The sequence below is a fragment of the Nocardia macrotermitis genome (assembly GCF_009604405.1).
Lineage (GTDB): Bacteria > Actinomycetota > Actinomycetes > Mycobacteriales > Mycobacteriaceae > Nocardia > Nocardia macrotermitis.
Window position 1 is genome coordinate 236,457 of the sequence record NZ_WEGK01000007.1, and the last position, 18,225, is coordinate 254,681.

General features: G+C 68.5%; 19 protein-coding genes. 7 read left to right on the plus strand and 12 right to left on the minus strand.

Annotation, left to right across the window (positions count from 1 at the left end; translation table 11 throughout):
* Positions 1–204: 204 nt before the first annotated feature.
* A complete protein-coding gene (locus NRB20_RS18365) occupies positions 205–1,131 on the minus strand; it encodes a TIGR03564 family F420-dependent LLM class oxidoreductase (protein ID WP_153411355.1) in 927 nt (308 codons plus the stop codon).
* A gap of 172 nt (positions 1,132–1,303) precedes the next feature.
* Here NRB20_RS18365 and NRB20_RS18370 point away from each other — a divergent pair, with 172 nt between their 5' ends.
* Positions 1,304–2,698, plus strand: a complete 1,395-nt coding sequence (locus NRB20_RS18370) for a metallophosphoesterase (RefSeq protein ID WP_153411356.1) — start codon at positions 1,304–1,306, stop codon at positions 2,696–2,698.
* A gap of 221 nt (positions 2,699–2,919) precedes the next feature.
* Positions 2,920–3,804 carry a class I SAM-dependent methyltransferase gene (locus NRB20_RS18375; RefSeq protein WP_319945075.1) on the plus strand — a complete coding sequence of 295 codons (885 nt, stop codon included), beginning with the start codon at positions 2,920–2,922 and terminating at the stop codon, positions 3,802–3,804.
* Between the two features lie 3 nt (positions 3,805–3,807).
* Here NRB20_RS18375 and NRB20_RS18380 read toward each other — a convergent pair whose 3' ends face one another.
* On the minus strand, positions 3,808–4,752 hold the full coding sequence (locus tag NRB20_RS18380) for a UTP--glucose-1-phosphate uridylyltransferase (RefSeq protein WP_153411357.1): 945 nt from the start codon (positions 4,750–4,752) through the stop codon (positions 3,808–3,810).
* 116 nt (positions 4,753–4,868) lie between these two features.
* On the opposite strand from NRB20_RS18380, the gene NRB20_RS18385 reads away from it, so the two are divergent.
* The gene (locus NRB20_RS18385; protein WP_153411358.1) at positions 4,869–5,111 is read left to right on the plus strand and encodes a hypothetical protein; all 243 of its coding nucleotides are present in this window, start codon (positions 4,869–4,871) and stop codon (positions 5,109–5,111) included.
* Between the two features lie 9 nt (positions 5,112–5,120).
* On the opposite strand, the gene NRB20_RS18390 is transcribed toward NRB20_RS18385, so the two are convergent.
* The 7 genes from NRB20_RS18390 to NRB20_RS18420 form a co-directional block, all read right to left on the minus strand.
* Positions 5,121–6,452: an MFS transporter gene (locus NRB20_RS18390; RefSeq protein WP_319945076.1), complete on the minus strand. Its 1,332-nt coding sequence runs from the start codon at positions 6,450–6,452 to the stop codon at positions 5,121–5,123.
* Positions 6,453–6,638: 186 nt separating this feature from the next.
* A complete protein-coding gene (locus NRB20_RS18395; RefSeq protein ID WP_153411359.1) occupies positions 6,639–7,607 on the minus strand; it encodes a VOC family protein in 969 nt (322 codons plus the stop codon).
* A 32-nt stretch (positions 7,608–7,639) separates the two neighbouring features.
* Positions 7,640–8,779: a 4-oxalomesaconate tautomerase gene (locus tag NRB20_RS18400; protein ID WP_319945077.1), complete on the minus strand. Its 1,140-nt coding sequence runs from the start codon at positions 8,777–8,779 to the stop codon at positions 7,640–7,642.
* A complete protein-coding gene (locus NRB20_RS18405; RefSeq protein WP_153411360.1) occupies positions 8,776–9,486 on the minus strand; it encodes a 4-carboxy-4-hydroxy-2-oxoadipate aldolase/oxaloacetate decarboxylase in 711 nt (236 codons plus the stop codon). Before NRB20_RS18405 ends, NRB20_RS18400 begins: the two co-directional genes overlap by 4 nt.
* Positions 9,486–10,316: an NAD(P)-dependent oxidoreductase gene (locus NRB20_RS18410; RefSeq protein ID WP_153411361.1), complete on the minus strand. Its 831-nt coding sequence runs from the start codon at positions 10,314–10,316 to the stop codon at positions 9,486–9,488. The genes NRB20_RS18405 and NRB20_RS18410 overlap by 1 nt, the downstream gene beginning before the upstream one ends.
* Positions 10,317–10,473: 157 nt before the next feature.
* On the minus strand, positions 10,474–11,130 hold the full coding sequence (locus tag NRB20_RS18415) for a GntR family transcriptional regulator (protein ID WP_319945078.1): 657 nt from the start codon (positions 11,128–11,130) through the stop codon (positions 10,474–10,476).
* Positions 11,131–11,267: 137 nt separating this feature from the next.
* Positions 11,268–11,828 (minus strand): helix-turn-helix domain-containing protein, encoded by a 561-nt coding sequence (locus NRB20_RS18420; protein WP_153411363.1) that lies wholly within the window; start codon positions 11,826–11,828, stop codon positions 11,268–11,270.
* 48 nt (positions 11,829–11,876) lie between these two features.
* On the opposite strand from NRB20_RS18420, the gene NRB20_RS18425 reads away from it, so the two are divergent.
* Positions 11,877–12,722: a class I SAM-dependent methyltransferase gene (locus NRB20_RS18425; RefSeq protein WP_194289915.1), complete on the plus strand. Its 846-nt coding sequence runs from the start codon at positions 11,877–11,879 to the stop codon at positions 12,720–12,722.
* A gap of 202 nt (positions 12,723–12,924) precedes the next feature.
* On the opposite strand, the gene NRB20_RS18430 is transcribed toward NRB20_RS18425, so the two are convergent.
* Both NRB20_RS18430 and NRB20_RS18435 read right to left on the minus strand, forming a co-directional pair.
* Complete coding sequence (locus NRB20_RS18430; protein WP_319945079.1) at positions 12,925–14,136, minus strand: MFS transporter; 1,212 nt, start codon at positions 14,134–14,136, stop codon at positions 12,925–12,927.
* A complete protein-coding gene (locus NRB20_RS18435) occupies positions 14,129–14,890 on the minus strand; it encodes a DeoR/GlpR family DNA-binding transcription regulator (RefSeq protein ID WP_153411365.1) in 762 nt (253 codons plus the stop codon). Before NRB20_RS18435 ends, NRB20_RS18430 begins: the two co-directional genes overlap by 8 nt.
* 192 nt (positions 14,891–15,082) lie before the next feature.
* On the opposite strand from NRB20_RS18435, the gene NRB20_RS18440 reads away from it, so the two are divergent.
* Together NRB20_RS18440 and NRB20_RS18445 are read left to right on the plus strand one after the other, a co-directional pair.
* Positions 15,083–15,619 (plus strand): cysteine dioxygenase, encoded by a 537-nt coding sequence (locus NRB20_RS18440; RefSeq protein WP_319945080.1) that lies wholly within the window; start codon positions 15,083–15,085, stop codon positions 15,617–15,619.
* Between the two features lie 19 nt (positions 15,620–15,638).
* Complete coding sequence (locus NRB20_RS18445; protein ID WP_153411366.1) at positions 15,639–16,031, plus strand: rhodanese-like domain-containing protein; 393 nt, start codon at positions 15,639–15,641, stop codon at positions 16,029–16,031.
* A 33-nt stretch (positions 16,032–16,064) separates the two neighbouring features.
* Here NRB20_RS18445 and NRB20_RS18450 read toward each other — a convergent pair whose 3' ends face one another.
* Positions 16,065–16,667, minus strand: a complete 603-nt coding sequence (locus NRB20_RS18450; protein WP_153411367.1) for a phosphoribosylanthranilate isomerase — start codon at positions 16,665–16,667, stop codon at positions 16,065–16,067.
* Positions 16,668–17,083: 416 nt separating this feature from the next.
* Between NRB20_RS18450 and NRB20_RS18455 the strand changes: the two genes are divergently transcribed.
* Positions 17,084–18,199, plus strand: coding sequence for a glycosyltransferase family 4 protein (locus NRB20_RS18455; RefSeq protein WP_153411523.1), 1,116 nt, complete (start codon positions 17,084–17,086; stop codon positions 18,197–18,199).
* Positions 18,200–18,225: the final 26 nt, after the last annotated feature.

The window sequence follows — 18,225 nt, forward strand, 5'->3', positions numbered from 1 at the left end:
GCATCCGGCAAGCTCAGCGCCACTGTCCGATATCTCACTCACCCGCCGCCCGCACATGTGCTACGCCTCACATATCGGGACATAACGGGCACCACAAGGACCGCCGAAACCGACCGCGGACGGCAGAGAGCCCCGCACCGCGCAGCCACGCGATGCGGTCACCGCCGAACGATTCGAACGGCCCTACCGCCGCCCCGAAGCGCCTCAGCCCGCTATTCCGGCCAGAAACTCCCAGGTCCGAGCCTGATCATCGGCGCCCGCCAGATCGGTCTGGGTAACCAGCAGTTCGGTCGCCCCCGCCTCGACATACCGCCGCAAGCCGCGGCGAACATGCTCCTCATCCCCGATCAGAGCCAGCTCGACCGCGCGCTCCACCCCCTCGCGATCCAACGCCGCACGATAGGAGGGCACCCGCTCGTAGAACGCCATGGACTCGGCCGCCCGCGCGCGAACCTCCTCGACACGATCGGTCACCACCGCCGGCACCCCCGCGATCACCTGCAACGGCCGAGACGGCCGCGCCCGTTCGAGCGTCGGAACGATATGGGACTCGAGCGTCCGCGGTCCGGCCAGATTCGGGATGACGCCGTCCGCGAGCTCACCGGTCACCCGCAGCGCCTGCGGCCCCATCGCGGCCACCAGCAGCGGGATGTGCCCGCCCCCGTGCACCGTGGTCGGCATGTGCGGATTGACGCGAATACGTTCCCCGGCGAACTCGACTCCACCGTGCTCGATCAGCTCCCGCAAGACGGTCAGATATTCGCGCAACCGCAACACCGGCTTGTCCTCGGTGATGCCGAACGCCGCGGATTCCAGTGTGGCAGCGCCCAATCCGAGCCCCAGCCGGAACTTCCCGGCCGCGGCCGCCTGCACGGTCTGCGCCTGCGAGGCGACCACCACCGGATGCCGCGGATTGATCGGCACCACGGAAGTTCCGACCGCGATCTCGGGCACCGCCTGCGCTACCACCCCGGCCAGCACCAGCGAATCGAAATCGAATCGCTGCCCGAACCACACCTGCCGCAGTCCGGCGCGCCGGACGTTGCGCACCTGGTCGAGCACATCGCTCACGTCGTTGGCCGCACCGGGCCGCGGGGCCACCGACACCCCGATCGGAACACGAATCTCCATGGAACTCGCAACCCCGTGCCGGACCTGCCCATTCCGCTCACAACATCACGGTGTCATTCGGCGGCCCCGAAAAATTCAGCACAGGGCGGCGATTGGTCATGTGCGGGCTCCGGGGCGTTCAATCGGCGCGCCTATCGTCGGGGCATCGGGCCGTACCCGGGCGGAGGTTTTCATGCTGAACGCACGTCTGCGAGCGACCTGGGTCGCCAATGCCGCCTCGGGGGCGGCCGCCGTCACGGTCGGAACTCCGTTCCGCGCCAGGTCGGCCTATACCCTGCATCGAGCAGATCATGTTCGGGTGCAGCAGGATTCGATCATCGCCTCGGATCTCGAGCTGGTGACCGTCACCGACACCACCGCGATCCTGACCTGGACGACCCGGGCCCGCGATCACGCCGGACGGCTGCGTCCGGCCCCGGCCGACACCGAGATCCGGATCGCGCCCGCGGATGCCGCGCATCCGCCCCGGCGCTACAGCCTCGACTCCCGGCCCACCGCATACCATTACGCGCAGATCGAGGGGCTCGAGCCGGGCCGCGCGTATCGATTCGAGGCGTATTCCGGCGGCTACCGCGCCGCACCGGCCCGCACACTGGTGACGCGACGGGCCGGATCACCGGAAACCACAGGCGTTTTCACCACGCTCACCCCGCCGCCGGGCACGCTGCTGCGCACCATCGCGCTGGCCAACGACGTCCACTACGGCGAGAGCACCAGTGGCCTGATCGTGGCCGGATTCCCGAACGGGCTGCGACACGATACGCACAGCCATCCGGAGATCATGCTCGACGCGCTGCTGTCCGATGTGCGCGCCACCGATCGGGGCACGGACCACCTGATCGTGGCCGGTGACATGACCGATTCGGGCACGCTCGAGCAGTCCTCGGCGGTGCGGGCGCGCCTGGATTCCTGGGGCGCCGCAGGCCGGGACTACTTCGTCTGCCGCGGTAATCACGACGTCTCCCGCGAGGCCGATCCGTGGGGTTCGGTCTTCGATGCCCGAGGGCGAGTGGCGGTTTCGGATGTCGACGGGTTGCGCATCATCGCGCTGGACACCACCCGGCCACGCGGTTCGGGCGGCACGCTCACCGCGCCGCAGCTGAGTCAGCTGCGCGAGGCGCTGGCCACCGAGCCGGATCGACCCATCCTGATGTTCGGTCATCATCCGGTGACTTCCTCTGCGGCAGTGAGCAATCCGGCCGGGCCCGGCTTCGTCCTGGACCGCGCCTCGGCCGCCGCGCTGCACGCGCTGTACCGCCGCGCACCGGGCGTCTTCCTGCATCACACCGGCCACACCCACCGCAATCGAGTGGGCCGCCCCGACTCCCCGGTGAACGTCGAATTCCTCGAGGGCGCGGCGGTCAAGGAGTACCCCGGCGGCTACCTGCTGCTGCGGATCTACTCCGGCGGTTACATGGTCAACTTCTACAAGACCCGCGCCGAACAGGCGCTGCGCTGGAGCACCCGCACCCGCAAACAGTATTTCGGATTGCACCCCGACCACGCTCTCGGCAGCTTGGCCGATCGCAATCACGTTGTGCTGCGGGATTTTTCGGGGCTGCGGTAAAAGGTTCCGACGCGGGTCCCGGCCGCGGCCGGAGCTCGACCTGCCCGAGATTGTGAAACACCGGTGTCACCGGCGCGCCGCGAGGGCGTTTCGTCCGGATCGACCGTTCTCATCCCACACGATGATCATCTTTGCGCTTACGCTGGCTCGCGGAGCAAGTACCGACCCGTTGTCGCACGCCTGAGTTTTTCAGTGCGCCAAGATGATCGAGGAGAGTATCAGTGCGAACCGATGGAGACACCTGGGACATCGTGAGCAGTGTGGGAATCACCGCGCTGGGGGTCGCGACCTTCCGGGCGACCGAGACCGCCCTGCCCGATGCCCTGATCCGCGACGAGTACGCCCGGCTGTTCGTCGAGGCCGCGGCCGAACCGCGGTCCCTGCAAGCCCTCGCCGCCCCCGAGGATTCGGAGTTCCTGCCCGTGGCGCGCCTGATCGGGGTGCGCACGAAGTTCTTCGACGAATTCTTCCTCGCCGCCGCGGCCGCGGGCGTGCGGCAGGCGGTGATCCTGGCGGCCGGACTGGACGCACGCGCCTACCGGCTCGACTGGCCGATCGGCGCCAGCGTCTTCGAGATCGATCAGCCCAAGGTGCTGGACTTCAAGCATCAGGTGCTCGCGGACAACGAGGTGGCGCCGCGTGCGGTACTGCGCGCCGTCGGGGTCGATCTGCGCGACGACTGGCCCGGCGCGCTGTTCGACGCCGGATTCGACGCGGACCGCCCGACCGCCTGGTCCGCCGAGGGTCTGCTGCCGTATCTGCCCGGCGCGGCGCAGGATTCGCTGTTCGAGCGGATCGACACGCTCTCGGCCCCGGGCAGTCAGCTTGCCGTGGAAGGGTTTTCGGGCCGCCCCGACATCGCCCGCATCTCGCGCGCGGCCAATCAGGAGATGGCGACCAGCCCGTTCGGCGACGTCGACGTCGCCGAACTGTTCTACGCCGACGACCGCGCCGATCCGGTCCAGTGGCTGACCGACCGTGGCTGGCAGGTGAATTCGGCCGACGTCACCGAACTGGCCACCCGTTACGGCCGCCCGGTCCCCCGGCTACCGGAGGGCATGGGCGATATGCACGACGTGGCCGTGTACACGACCGCGACGAAGTAGCGATTACCCGTTGACCGCGAGCCGCTGCACGAGCCAATCCCGCAGCGGCGCCGCGTATTCCTCCCGCTGGAGCGCGAAATCCACTGCGGCGCGCAGGTATCCGCCCGGGTTGCCGATGTCGTGGCGGACGCCGCGGTGCACGACGACGTGGACGGGATGCCCCTCGGCGATCAGCAGGGCGATGGCGTCGGTGAGCTGATATTCCCCGCCCGCACCGGGTTCGATGCGGCGCAGGGCGTCGAACACGGCCCGGTCGAGCAGATAGCGACCGGCGGCGGCCAGCGTGGAGGGGGCTTCCTCGACGGCGGGCTTCTCGACCATCGCGTTGACCCGCAACACATCCGGGTCCTGCGGGTCGGGGGCCGCGGCCACATCGAAGACGCCGTACGCGCCCACCTCCGCGCGCGGAACCTCGAACGCGCACAACACACTTCCGCCCCAGCGACGCCGCACCGCGGCCATCGTCTCCAGCACGCCGTCCTGTTCGGATTCGGCGGCTCCGGCGGGCGGGCGCACCAGATCGTCGGGCAGCAATACCGCGACGGCGTTCTCATCGGGCGCCAGCACCGATTCCGCTTGCAGCACAGCATGTCCCAGCCCCAGCGGACGCTGTTGCCGGACGGTGTCCACCTCGAGCAGCTTGGGCGCGCGCCGCACCCGTTCGAGCAGCCCGAACTTCCCGCGCTGCGCGAGCGTACCCTCCAGCTCCGGATCCTCGGTGAAATGCGTTGCCAGCGAGGACTTTCCGGGCGAGGTGACGATCACCATCCGATCGGCACCGGCCCGCGCGGCTTCCTCGGCCACCAGCTCGATTCCGGACGTATCCACCACCGGAAGCAGTTCCTTGGCAACGGATTTGGTGGCAGGCAGGAATCGGGTCCCCAGTCCTGCCGCGGGCACCACCGCCGTACGGAACTGACGGGGTGTGGTCGGAGTGGCGTGGTCCATGTGGATCTCCTTCGAGTGCCGGATTTCCGTCGTGCGATCGGTACCGACGCTAAGGACCCAACCTGTACGGAACATGGGAGCAGCCTCTCCGTACCTGGAGAACATCCCCCATCCGCGTGACCTCGCTCACATCCGACGCCCGCAGCACGATCGGATCTCCGAACAACGCCGCCGAGTCGCGGCCGGTCGCGGCGATCAGTGCGCCGATCCTCGACGAGCACGGCCACGCGGCCTTGCTGCTGTCGGTGCATCCGCTCGTGGAGCTCTCCCCCGAGCGCATCGACACGATCGGCCGGCGACTGGTCGAGACGGCGACGGCGATCAGCGCCGGACCCCCGGCATCGCGGGTCCGGCGCTGATCGGCGGGGTTATCCGGTGGCAGGCACCGGTTCCGCGCTTCCGGTCGCCTCGCTCACCGGCCGCGCCCGCACCAGCGCCACCATCACCGCAGCGATCAACGCCGCTACCGCGAAGACCGTGAATCCCCAGTTCGAGAGCTCGTGTGCGACCAGCACGCCGCCCAGCCACGGGCCGAACACCGCGCCGAACCGGCCGATGCCCGACACCCAGCCCAGCGAGGTGGCGCGGATGCTCGGCAGATAGTAGGTGGCGACCGAGGCGTAGATCAGCGTCTGGGCGCTGAACAGGAATCCACCGGTCAGGAAGACGTCCACGTAGGTCAGCCAGAGCGGCATGTGCACCGCGAGCAGTCCGATCCCGAACATGGTGGCCACGAACCAGATGACGGTGACCCGGCGCGGGCCGAACCGGTCCGCGAGCCGCCCGGCGACCAGCATGCCGACGATGCCGCCGAGGTTGATCACCAGCAGGAAGCTGATCGCGGAACCCAGGTTGTAGCCGTGCGCGCGCATCATGGTGGGCAGCCAGGTGTTCACGCCGTAGACCAGCAGCAGCCCGCCGAAGGAGGCGATCCAGAACAGCACCGTCACCGAACGCAGTGCGGGAGTGAACAATTCGGAGACCTTGCCGCGCCGCTTCGCCGCGTCGGGCTCGGGTGCGTAGGCCGCGAGCGAGACGCCGAACCGGTCCGCGATCCGCTGCGCCCGCTCGGTGCGTCCCGAGGCCAGCAGGTAGGTCAGCGATTCGGGCAGCAGGAACAGGATGGCGGGCACCGCGATGACCACCGGCGCCGCGCCGAACCAGTACACCGACCGCCAGCCCAGCGATTCGACGATGTTCATCGCGACGGCCCCGGCGATCGCACCACCGGCCTGATGCGCGGTCATCAGGAAGGTGACCGCGATGTTCTTGCGCGCGGCCGGCGCGTACTCCATGACCATCGAGATCGCGGTCGGCAGCAGCACACCCAGTCCGATACCGGCGGTGAACCGCGCGACACCGAAGACCGGCACGTTGGGCGCCATACCGCAGACCGCCGCGGACAGGGTGAACACCACCACGCCGGTCAGGATGATCTTGCGCCGGCCGATCCGGTCGGTGATCACCCCGGCGGCCAGCGCGCCCAGCAGCATGCCGAAGGTGTTGAAGCTGCCGATGTCTCCGGCCACGGCGGGCGTCAGCCCGAATGCCTTGTCCTTGAACACACCTGGCAGCGTCGCGCCGTAGACGAACAGATCGAGTCCGTCGAGCAGCACGAGGAACCAGCAGACCGCGGTGACCTGAAGCCACAACCGCCGGGAGGGGGCGGCCGTGACGCCACCGGATTCGAGCGAGGACACCTGTGTCCCTTTCGTAGAGCTACATCCAGTGATGCAGGTTACATCTGTCGCAATATCATCAACACTATTTCGAGCAAAATTGTTAACATTCAAATCGGAGGGTCGACCTCGGCGACATCGAGGTTCCCCGGGCCGATCCGGGCAGGTTGTGCCGTCCTGCCGACTTGCTCAGTCCCGCAAGCTCGTTCAGTCCTGCGAACGCGCGAGATCCTCGGCGGTCGGCGTCCCGTGGGTGTGGAACGACTCGATCGTCTTCAGACCCCACGCCTGCCCCTTGGCGCGTTCGGCCTCGGACCAGTCGATCCGCTTCCAGTCCGGAGCCAGGATCAGCCGCGCACCGGCATTGCACAGTTCGATGCGGTTGCCGCCGGGCTCGTAGACGTACAGGAAGAACGTCTGCTGAATGGCGTGCTTGTGCGGACCGGTCTCGATGAAAACGCCCTGGTCCAGGGCGACATCGCAGGCGCGCAGGATATCCGCGCGACTGTCGGCGGCGAACGCGATGTGGTGCAGCCGCCCCGACAGGCCCAGATTGTCGCGGGTGTAGACCAGGTCGTAGCTCTTGTTGGTGAACGTCGTCCAGGTGCCCGCGACCGAACCGTCGTTCAGCACGATCTGCTCGGTCGTCATCGCGCCGAGGGTCTGCTCGAGGAAATCGCGGTTGTCGACCGGGGTGCGGCCGAGGAAGTTGACGTGATCGAGCCTGCGCGCGGGCACGCCGCCGCTGGGGTAGGCCCCGGCTTGATTCTTCAGCGACGGCCGATCGTCGTCATCGGCCTCGTACCACTGCGCCTCGTAGTAGAGACCGAATTCGTGGCCGTCCGGATCGGTGAAAAGATAGGTGGGCCCGAAGCCGGATTCGCCATCGGCCCAACCGATTCCGCGACCGGCCGCCTCCAGCGCGGCGACCCGCCGGGTCAACGCCTCGGGGCTCGTCGCGCGCAGATGGGTGCGGCCGATACCGCCGTGCCGGTGCGCGCGCAGGGTTACGGTGTGGTGCTGATAGTCGTCCCAGGCGTGCAGGTACACCTCCCCCGCACCCTCGCCGACGACGCGCAACCCGAGGAAATCGGTGAAGAATGCGACGCTCTCGTCCAGCGTCGGCGTCAACAGTTGCACGTGTCCGATATGCGCGATGTCGTGACCTGGGGCCATCGTCTTGTCCTCCTTGACCAGCGGATCGCGCCTCAGGCGCGCGGGAAAACCTTGCCTGCGAACAGCTTTCGGGCAGTGCGGACCACACCGGCACTGCGCACGAGCGGCGGCCGCACGGAATGATCCAGATCGATGTCGACCAGCAGATGCCCGGAGGGATGCTCCACATCCACGCGGCGCAGATCCGCGGGCCAGGCCGCGGCGATGTCGTGACCGACCGCGCCGGGCGTCGTCATCGCGGTCACCGCGCTGATCGCCGCGAACACACCGAGCGAGGTGTGTGGGCGCACCGGGATGAACGATCGGGTGCACACCCGGCCGCCGTCGCGCGCGGGCGCGAGCAGAATCGTCTTGGGCACAGAGGATTCCGCGACGTCGCCCATCCCCATCAGCTCCGCCGCCGCGCGCCGCAACCGATCCACCCGCTCGGCCAGCGCGGTATCGGCGGCCAGCTCGGCGGGCGACTCGTATCCGGTGAGCCCGAAGCTCGCGGCCTCTGTCACCACCACCGGCATACCGTTGTCGACGCACGTGATCTCGATGCCCTCGACGGTATCGCGCACCTTGCCGGTGGGGAACAGTCCGGAGGTCGCCGAGCCCGCGGTGTCCTCGAAGGCGAGGGTCACCGGTGCCGCGGTCCCGGGCACGCCGTCGATACTCGTATCCCCGTCGTACACCGGACGGCCGTCGCGCACCGGGAACGTCGCGGTGGCCGTACTGTCGGAATTGACCAGATGTATTCGCACCGAACAACTTTCACCCGATGCGGGGACGAGTCCGGACTCCACGGCGAACTGCCCGACCCCGGCCAGGATATTGCCGCAGTTCTGCCGGTCCGACACCGTGGGCTGATCGACGCCCAGTTGCAGGAACAGGTAGTCCACGTCGATACCGGGCCGTTCGGACGGCGACACCACCGCGACCTTGCTGGTCAGCGAGGTCGCGCCGCCGATGCCGTCGAGCTGGCGCGGATCGGGGCTGCCCATGACGCGCAGCAGCAGATCGTCGCGGGCGGCCGGGTCGGCGGGCAGGTCCGCGGCGAGGAAATACGCGCCCTTGGAGGTGCCGCCGCGCATCCACACGCACGCGATGCCGTCCCGGTCCGCGCTCGACGGGAGAGCCGTCCCCTCATCGGCGGCCCTCCCACCGAGCGGATCCGGATGGTTCGTCACGACGACTCCCGAGTACCGCGGTAGTCGTCATAGGAGATGTAGGTGAGGCCGAAATCGGGCAGCCGCTCGCGCAGACCGTAGCGGTCCAGCCCGAGTTCGCCGCCCGCGAACGCCTCGCGCGCCGCCTGCTCCTTGGCGATGCGGGCCTCCGAAAGTTTCAGTGTCTCGGGCACATTCGCGCGCGGAACGCAGGCCACACCGTCGTCGTCGGCGACGATCACATCGCCCGGACGGATCACCTGCCCCTCGATGACGACCGGCACGTTGACCGCGCCCGCGGTCGCCTTGACCGTGCCCTGCGCACTCACCGCGGTGGACCAGGCCGGGAAGCCCATCTCCCGCAGATCCGCGACATCGCGGACGCCGCAGGACAATACGACACCCCGCACACCACGCCGCTGCAACGCGGTGGCGAACAGTTCGCCGAAAAGCCCGTCGCTGCACGGGGAATTGGTCGCCACCACCAGGACGTCACCCTCGCGGCACTGCTCCACTGCGACATGGATCATCAGATTGTCACCGGGCCAGCACAATACGGTGACCGCGGTGCCGCCGATCCGCGCGCCGGGCCAGGCCGGACGCAGTCGCGGACCCAGGAAACCGGTGCGGCCCTGCGCCTCGTGGACGGTGGCCGTGCCGTACTCGCCGAGTGCTGCGGCATCCTCGATCGATGCCCGCGGGCATCCGGTCACCACGACGTTCTCCATCACTGCTCTCCCGAATCCCGGCTCGTGGCCTCTTGCTCGAATACGATGTCCCGCAGTGCGTCTCGCGCCGCCGCGGCGATATGCGGGGTGATGCCCAACTCGGTGAGCTGATCGGCGGCCGCTGCCATCTCGTCGGCGCGGCGAGCGGCGTGGGTGTGGGTGCCGGTGATCAGACGGTCCAGTGTGTTCTCGTCGAAGGAACGGAACTCGGCGGCGATGTGATCGCGGAACCAGTCCGCGCATCCGGCCGCCTCGGCTCCCGCCAGACCCTCGACCACCGCGCCGGCCAGTCCCTTGTACACGACGCTGCGCAGTAGTTTGCGGGAGCTGGCCACGCCGACCGGTCCGGGCACGAGTTCGACCGGGATGCCGAGACCGTCCATCATGATCACGAAATTTCTTGCGGCCGAACCGGATACGTTCATGGGTGTGCGAACGCCGCGTCCCGGTACCGGAGCCATGATCGCGACGTCGACCAGATCGACCCCGACCTCGGCCGCTATCTCGGAGAGCCGGACCTTCGCCGCCGGAGTGCCGGTATTGGCCTCGGCCCACACCGCACCGGGCGTGAGTCCCGAAAGTGACTGCCGCAGCACGGAATCCGCCTCGTGCGCGGTAGTCAGACCGAAAATGAGGTCGGCACCACGCACGGCATCCGCATCGCTCGCGCACTCCCGAACACCCTGTGGCGCGGACACTTTCGGATCGAAACCGCGAACGTCCGCACCCAGCGCGACCAGATCGCGGGCGAATTCCGTTCCGGCCTCACCGAATCCGAGTACCGCCACCCGCAGCGGTGCGGATGCGTGCGGCGACGGATCACCGGGCATCGACTCACCTCACTCGCTCCACGTCACCCGGCCACCGGACCGAGCGGGAATGTGCCACACGACACGTTCTGCCTCGACGGTAGATTATTGCCGACAGAAATGTCAACAATCTTGTCGACAAAGGGTTACCTCGCGGGTCGGCGCAGGTGGTGAGGGGTCAGCCGTTCTGGCTCAGCGCGGTGATCACGCTGTCCAGGTGATCGCGCATGGCCTGTTCGGCGGCGATCGGATCGCCCGCGACGACGGCGTTCACGATCGCCAGATGTTCGGGCAGCGAAACCTGCGGACGCCCCGGCCGCAGCGACAACTGGAACTGATGACGCACGATCTGCGCGTTGAGCCGCGAAATCAGATCCGTGGCGGTGTGCTGACCGGCGATTTCCCGCAGCACGGCATGCAATTCGTGATTCAGCGAGGAGTACTCCAGCAACTCACCGTCGCGCACCGCGGCCTCCAGCCGCGCGCCGTACTCCCGCAACCGATCGGCATCGGCCGGGGTGATGCGCGCGGCGGCCTTGGCGGCGATCAATCCCTCGAGCACCTTGCGACATTCGAGGATCTCCACCGCCTGCTCGTGCGAGACCGAACGCACCCGCGCACCGCGATTGTGGATCCGCTCGATCAGCCCCTCGGCCACCAGTTCGTCGATAGCGGCGCGCACACTGCCGCGGGTGACCTCGAACTGCTCGACCAGTTCGGACTCGACCAGCCGCTGTCCGGGCGCGACCCGTCCCTGGGCGATGGCATGCCGAAGTCGTTCCACCGCAATGGCCTTGCCCTGCGTTCCACGTTCGAGTCCGTTGCTCTCGGACACTGGCACCGTCCTGGCGATAGGGTGAATGTCGATTGTCAATGATTATGCCAACAATTCGCCGGACGAGAGATTCCGCCACGGCCACCACGCTCGGCGGCTCCCCGATATCGGCTGTGCCGCACGGGTGTACGAGCCGGTCAATGCGAGTGCAGGTGGGTGCGTTGGCCCTCGTTGTCCAGGATGCACAGGATTTCGGCGGGGCCGTCGAGGGATCCGAAGGCGTGCGGGACCATGCAGGAGAATTCGGCGGCCTGGCCCGCCTCGACGCGGACGCGGCGTTCGCCGAGACGTAGTTCCACCGCGCCGGACAGCACGGTGAACCAGTCCCGGCCCGGGTGAACGCGCTGCTCACCGGCTGGTTTGGTGAGGCGCATCTTGGCCACGGTGACGCCGTTCGGGCCCGAGTCGCGGGTGAGCAGCCAGGTGGTGACGCCGCGCACGGTATCGCGTTCGGGGCGGATCACGACGTCCTCGTCGCTGACCGATTCCACCAGCTGATCGAGGGTGGTGCCCAGCGCGCGGGCGATGGGCGCGAGCTGATCCAGGGCGATGCGGCGGTGGCCGGTCTCGATGCGGCTGAGCGTGGACGGGCTCAGATAGCAGCGGGCGGCCAGCTCGTCCAGGGACCAGCCGCGCGCCACGCGCAGACCCCGGATCCGCTTGCGGACCACGCCGTCGAGATCTCCGTCTTGCGTCATAGGCAAGATTATATGCCTTCAGAGCAAAGAGTGGGTAGCGTCGTTTCCATGAGCCACGATCATCATCACCAGCACGGCGGCCACGACCACGGCGACGAATCCGCCCTGGCCGATCTGCTCGACCTCGACGCGCAGGCCCTGCCCGACCACCTGCCCGAGGTCACCGCGCTGATCCGCGACCACCTCGACGATCGGCCCGTCCGCCGCATCCTGGACATGGGCGCTGGCACCGGCACCGGGGCCCTCGCGCTGGCCGAGCGTTTCCCGGACGCCGAGGTCACCGCCGTCGACATCTCCGATTTCATGCTGACCCGGCTGCGCGACAAGGCGCGCGCCCACGACGTCGCCGATCGCATCCACACCCGGCAGGCCGACCTGGACACCGCCTGGCCCGACCTCGACCCCGTCGATGTGGCCTGGGCCTCGAATTCCCTGCACCACACCGCCGACCCGGAACGCACCCTGGCCGACCTGTTCGCCACCATCCGCCCCGGCGGCCTGCTGGCCCTCGCCGAATTGATCTCCATGCCCCGATTCCTCTCCGCCGCAGGCGAACTCGCCGACCTGGAGAACCGCGCCCACGAGATCCTGACCGCCGAGAACGCCGCCCACGTCCCCCACGTCGGCGCGGACTGGTCCACCCTGCTCACCAAGGCCGGATTCGAGATCCAGACCGAACGCCACATCCACATCGCCCTCACCTCCCCCCTCCCCACCTCCGCCACACAACTGGCCCACCACACCCTCCAACGCATCCGCACCGCCCTGTCCGACCGCCTCTCCCCGCAGGACGCCGCAGCCCTCGACACCCTCCTGTCGCCCGACACCCTCACCCACCGCCCCGACCTCACCCTCCGCGACGAACGCCCCGTCTGGATCGCCCGCCGCCCCTGAGCGCTCCCAACGCCTCACACGCGGTGCCCCCAGGAGGCGAATCTCATGGCAGCAGTGCCGGTTCGGCAACGAAGCCGCCGAATCGGACGACGACTACCCGGGCCACGACGAGCCACGTGTCCGCAACAGGCCCACACGATGTCGATCGGACACGCACCGCCGCCGGGCGGATCTGCGGCGCATTACGCGCAGCAGCCGATTCTCACTGCGGCGGTGCAGGTTCGGCGAACGCTCTGCCGAATCTGACGACGAGGGCGAGGATTACGGCGAGCGCGGGCAGTACCCAGAGGGCGTTGCCGAGGCCGATCAGGTCGGCGAGGTGGCCGATCAGCGGTGGGCCCGAGACGAATCCGCACCAGCCGAGGGCGGAGACGGCGGCTATCGACGGGCCGGGGTTGGCGTCGGCGGCCACCCTGCCCGCCGCGCTGAAGGCGCTGGGCACGATCAGTCCCAATCCCAGTCCCATACAGGCGAATCCGAGCAGTGCCACGACGGGCTGACCCAGGATCAGTGCCACGCCCATACCGCAGGCGAAGATCAGGGCCAGCACCGGAAGCAGCGAGGTCGAGCGGAAGCGACGCTGTAATCCCTTGCCGCTCAACCGCATCGCCACCATCGCCAGCGCGAAGGAGGCGTAACCGAGTCCGGCGGTAGCGGCGCTGGTGCCGAGCTCGTTGCGCAGGTAGGCCGCGGACCAGTCCGCTGCGGCCCCCTCACACAGCATCGAGGCGAACGCGACCGCCCCCAGCAGCACGATCAGCACCGACCAGCGGCTCCGGCGCGGGGCGTCCTGCGAGCGGGACCGGGTATCGGAGGTATCGCGGATCAGGTACCGCGACAACACTTCCACGGCCACGACGGCCAGCACACCGAGCACCGCCAACTGCACGGTCAGGCCGATCCCCAGCCCCACCGCGCCCGAGCCGATCAGCCCGCCCGCGAACCCACCCACACTCCACATCCCGTGCAACCGCGACATGATCGGCCGCCCGACCGCCTTCTCGACGGTCACCGCCTGAGTATTCATCGCGACATCGACCATGCCCTGCATCAGCCCCCAGAAATACAGCGCGACGAACAGCAGCACCGGCGAATCAGCAAGTCCGACACCGATTCCGGCGATCCCGTACCCCGCCATGGAGATCCGGATCAACCACGGACTCCCCAGTCGCGGCAGCAACCACCCGCACAGCGCCATCGCGGTGACCGATCCGATGGGCAGCCCCAGCAACGCGGTACCGAGAGTGCCGTCGCTCAGCCCCAGCGCCGCTTCCACACCCGGAATGTGCGCGGTCCACGACGCGAACAGCACCGCCTGCACAAAGAAGGTGACCCCGACCGAAAACGGTGCCAGCCCAGAGCTTTTCGATCCGCCGCGCCGATCGGAAGTTGTGCGGCAAGGTATTTCAGACACACTGCACCTCGATACCGTCCGCCCGTAACGCCGCCACCACATCCTCGGGCGCATCGACATCGGTGATCACCATGTCCACCGCCGCCGTCGCACACACCACCGCCATCGCGGTCCGGGCGAATTTGCTCGAATCGACCATCGCGATGGTCCGCGCCGAGGCGGCCATCGCGGCCCGCTTCACCGCCGCGTCCTGGAGGTCGTAGGCGGTGACCCCGCGCCGCGGATCGAACCCGCAGCAGGTCAGCAGCATGGTGTCCAACCGCAGCTGCGCCAGATTCTGCTCGGTCATCGGCCCCACCAGCGACGACTCCCCCGCGCACACCGTCCCACCCGGCAGCAGCAGCGACACCCCGGGCGCAGCGGCCAGCGCCCCGAACTCCGACAACGCCAGCGGCACCACCGTGAGCCGCCGCTCGACCAGGCACCGCGCCGCCGCGGAACCCGTTGTGCCACCGTCGAGTACGACCGATTCCCCATCGGACACCCGCGCCACGGCCGCCGCTGCGATCCGCGCCTTGGCCTCGGCCCGCTCGAGTTCGCGCATCGCGAACGGCAGCCCCTCCCCGCGCAACATCGCGCTGACCGCGCCGCCGCGCACCCGCCGCAACACCCCGGCCTGCTCGAGTTCGGCAAGATCACGCCGGATCGTCACCTCCGAAGCGCCCAGCGCCCGCGACAGGTCCGCCACGCTCACCGATTCCGCCGAACGCAACGCCCGCACGATCCGCGCCTGCCGGGTCTCGCCGTATGCCATCACCAGAACGTACATCAATTCTGATCATTCGAAAGCATATTCTGATCGATTAGATCGGAACGGACCCCGGCGACTTTTACTCACGCTGATCGTGGCCGATGGCAATCCCGCTGCGAGGGTGGAGAATTCGGGCGGCTGGTTCACCGGACGCACCCGCGCGTCCGGGCTGTCCGTACGACGACGGGAGGTTGGGTGACCACGTCACTGCCTGTGAAGATCGAGCACGCCAAGGATATTCATCCCGGTATCGACTTACCGTCGATGCACGCGGCCGTGCACGCCGAACGCACACTGTGGTCCCCCGCCGAATTACACGACCTCACCACGACCGTGGCCGCCGAATTCGCCACGCGACTGGGCGATATCGTGCGTTTCGACACCGAGCGCCGCTGGTGGACCCGGCTGGCCCTGACCATGGGCGTGGAGCTGTGGCTGCTGTCCTGGACACCCGGCCAGGGCACCGAACCGCACGATCACGGCGGCGCGGCCGGAGCGTTCACCCTCATCCTCGGCGAACTCGACGAGGAGTACCGGCACAGCGGCGGCCCGGTCCGCGCGGCGCACTGGCACACCGGCGACACCGTCGCCTTCGGTCACGGCCGCGCCCATCAACTGCGCAACAACGGCGCCCGCCCCGCCACCACGATCCACGCCTACTCCCCGCCGCTGCGGCCGGTGCGGGAATACCGCGCGCTCACCGACTTCGCGGGTGTGGAACAGTCGCGATAACCGACCAGGAGGTTCCGCGATGAGTATCGAGGACAAACTCGCCCGCGCTCGTGCCCGCTTGGATCGGGTCGAGCCCGACCGCGCGGCGGCGCTCCAGCGCGAGGGCGCGCTGGTGGTCGATATCCGCCCGCACGCGAATCGTCTGGTCGAGGGCGAAATTCCCGAGGCGCTCGTGGTGGAACGCATTGTGCTGGAATGGCGGTTGGATCCCCACGGCGATCATCGGCTGCCGGAGCTGACCGCCGAAACTCCGGTGGTGATCGTCTGCAACGAGGGTTATGCCTCGAGCTTGGCCGCTGCCGACGCCCAGGAACTCGGATTACACCGGGCCACCGATCTCGTCGGCGGCTTCCGGGCGTGGAAGTCGGCCGGACTGCCGGTGGTTGCTGGAGGATCGCCAGCAATTCCGTAATAGGGCATTCCGTACCGGAATATCCAGGACCTCCTACGCGCGCGCGGCGGTGAGAAATGCCCGGATCAACTCCGGCGACTTGACGCCCCGCGCGCTCTCCACGCCACTGGACACGTCCACTCCCCACGCGCCGGTCGCCGCGACCGCCGCCCGCACGGTGTCCGGGCGCAGCCCACCGGCCAGCAGCCAGCGCCCGTCGGGAGCGGTGAAATCCGGTGCGCCCCAATTCCACGCCTTGCCCGAGCCGGGATCGGGGGCGTCCAGCAGCAACAGGTCCTCGCCGAATTCGCCGAGGCGCGGGGTCCGCTCGCCCGCCGCGACCGCGCGGATCAGGGTGCGACCGGGCGCACGCAACGTCTCGCAGTACTCCGGCCCCTCGTCGCCGTGCAGCTGAACCGCGCGGATGCCGCTGTCCTCGGTGAGTTCCCGGACCTGCTCGACCGTCTGGCCGCGAAACACCCCGACGGTCAGCACCTGTTCGGGCACGCGCGCGGCGAGCCGCCGCACAGTCGGCGCGTCCACGGTGCGCGGTCCGGCCGCGAAGACGAACCCCACCGCATCGGCGCCGGCCGCCACGGCGACGTCCACATCGCGTTCGGTGCGCAACCCACAGATCTTGACGAACAGTTCGGCCATATCCGAAGTCAACCAAAACGCCACGGACGCGCGGCGTCCGGATACCCGTTCGCCCACGCCGCGACCGGGGTATCCGCGCACTACCGCGGGTCGTCGCGCGGCCACGTCGCGAAAAGGTTGCCAGGAGTTGGCCAATCGCCCGGCGAAACGTAGTAGCGTGGTACCGGTATCGCGGACAGGTAGGCACCAGCAATGTGTGCGCCGTCCTCGACACCACAGCTCGAAGGATTCACTCCGGTTCGCCCCGGCGCTCGGCGGTGCCAGCGCCGAATTCTCGCGTGTCCATTTCATGTTCTCCCCGCGTCACAGTCTCACAGCACCGTAGCTGAGGAGGAAATACCGTGAGCAGCAACGATTCTCATGCCGATTCGACGGTTCGCGAACTGCCCGTGCCCGGCGGTCCACTGCATATCGTCATGGTCGCGCCGCCGTATTTCGACGTGCCACCCGCCGGATACGGCGGTGTCGAGGCCGTGGTCGCCGAACTCACCGACGCACTGATCGATCGCGGGCACCGCGTGACCCTGCTGGGTGCCGGAAAGAACGGTACGAGAGCACGTTTCGTGCCCGTATGGGAATCCACCATTCCCGAACTACTCGGCCAGGCGGGCCCGGAGGTGCACAACGCGCTCAAGGTCCGGCAGGCGATCGAACGCATCGCGGCGGTCGACCACATCGATATCGTGCACGACCACACCTTCGCCGGGCCGCTCAACGCCCCCTTCTACAGCGAGCGCGGCATTTCGACGGTCGTCACCGTGCACGGCCCGGTCGACGGCGACCCCGGCGAGTACTACCGCGCCCTGACCGACACCGCCCACCTGGTCGCCATCAGCGACCGGCAGCGCAGCCTGGCCCCGGATCTGAACTGGGTCGGGCGCGTGTACAACGCGGTGCGCCCGAGCGAGTGGCCGTTCCGGCAGGAGAAGAAGGATTACGCGCTGTTCCTGGGCCGCTACGCCGAGTACAAGGGCCCGCACCGGGCGCTGCGGGCCACGCACGCGGCCGGGCTGCGGCTGGTGCTGGCCGCGAAATGCAATGAGCCCGAAGAGAAGGCGTTCTTCGAGTCCGAGGTGAAACCGCTGCTCACCGCCGACGACAGCGTCTTCGGCGAGGCCGACGCCGTCGCCAAACGCCTGCTGCTGGCCTCCGCGCGCTGTCTGCTGTTCCCGATCGGCTGGGAGGAGCCGTTCGGCATGGTGATGATCGAGGCGATGGCTTGTGGCACACCGGTTGTCGCGCTGCGCGGCGGTGCGGTCGAGGAGGTGATCGAGGACGGCGTCACCGGCATCATCTGCGACCACGAGGACGAACTGCCCGCGGCCCTGGACGCGGTCCGCCACATCGATCCCGAGCAGTGCCGCCGCCGCGTGGAGGAACGTTTCAGCGTCGATCGGCTCAGCGCCGGATACGAGGCGGCCTATCTCGAAGCCCTTGCCCCGCAACGCGCTTCGGCAGTGCTCAGCGACGCGGTCGACACCATGATCGCGCGGACCCCCGCGCTGGCGCAGCCCCAGGTGAGCAACGCATGAGCGCGACGATCGAGTATGCCCCGGAG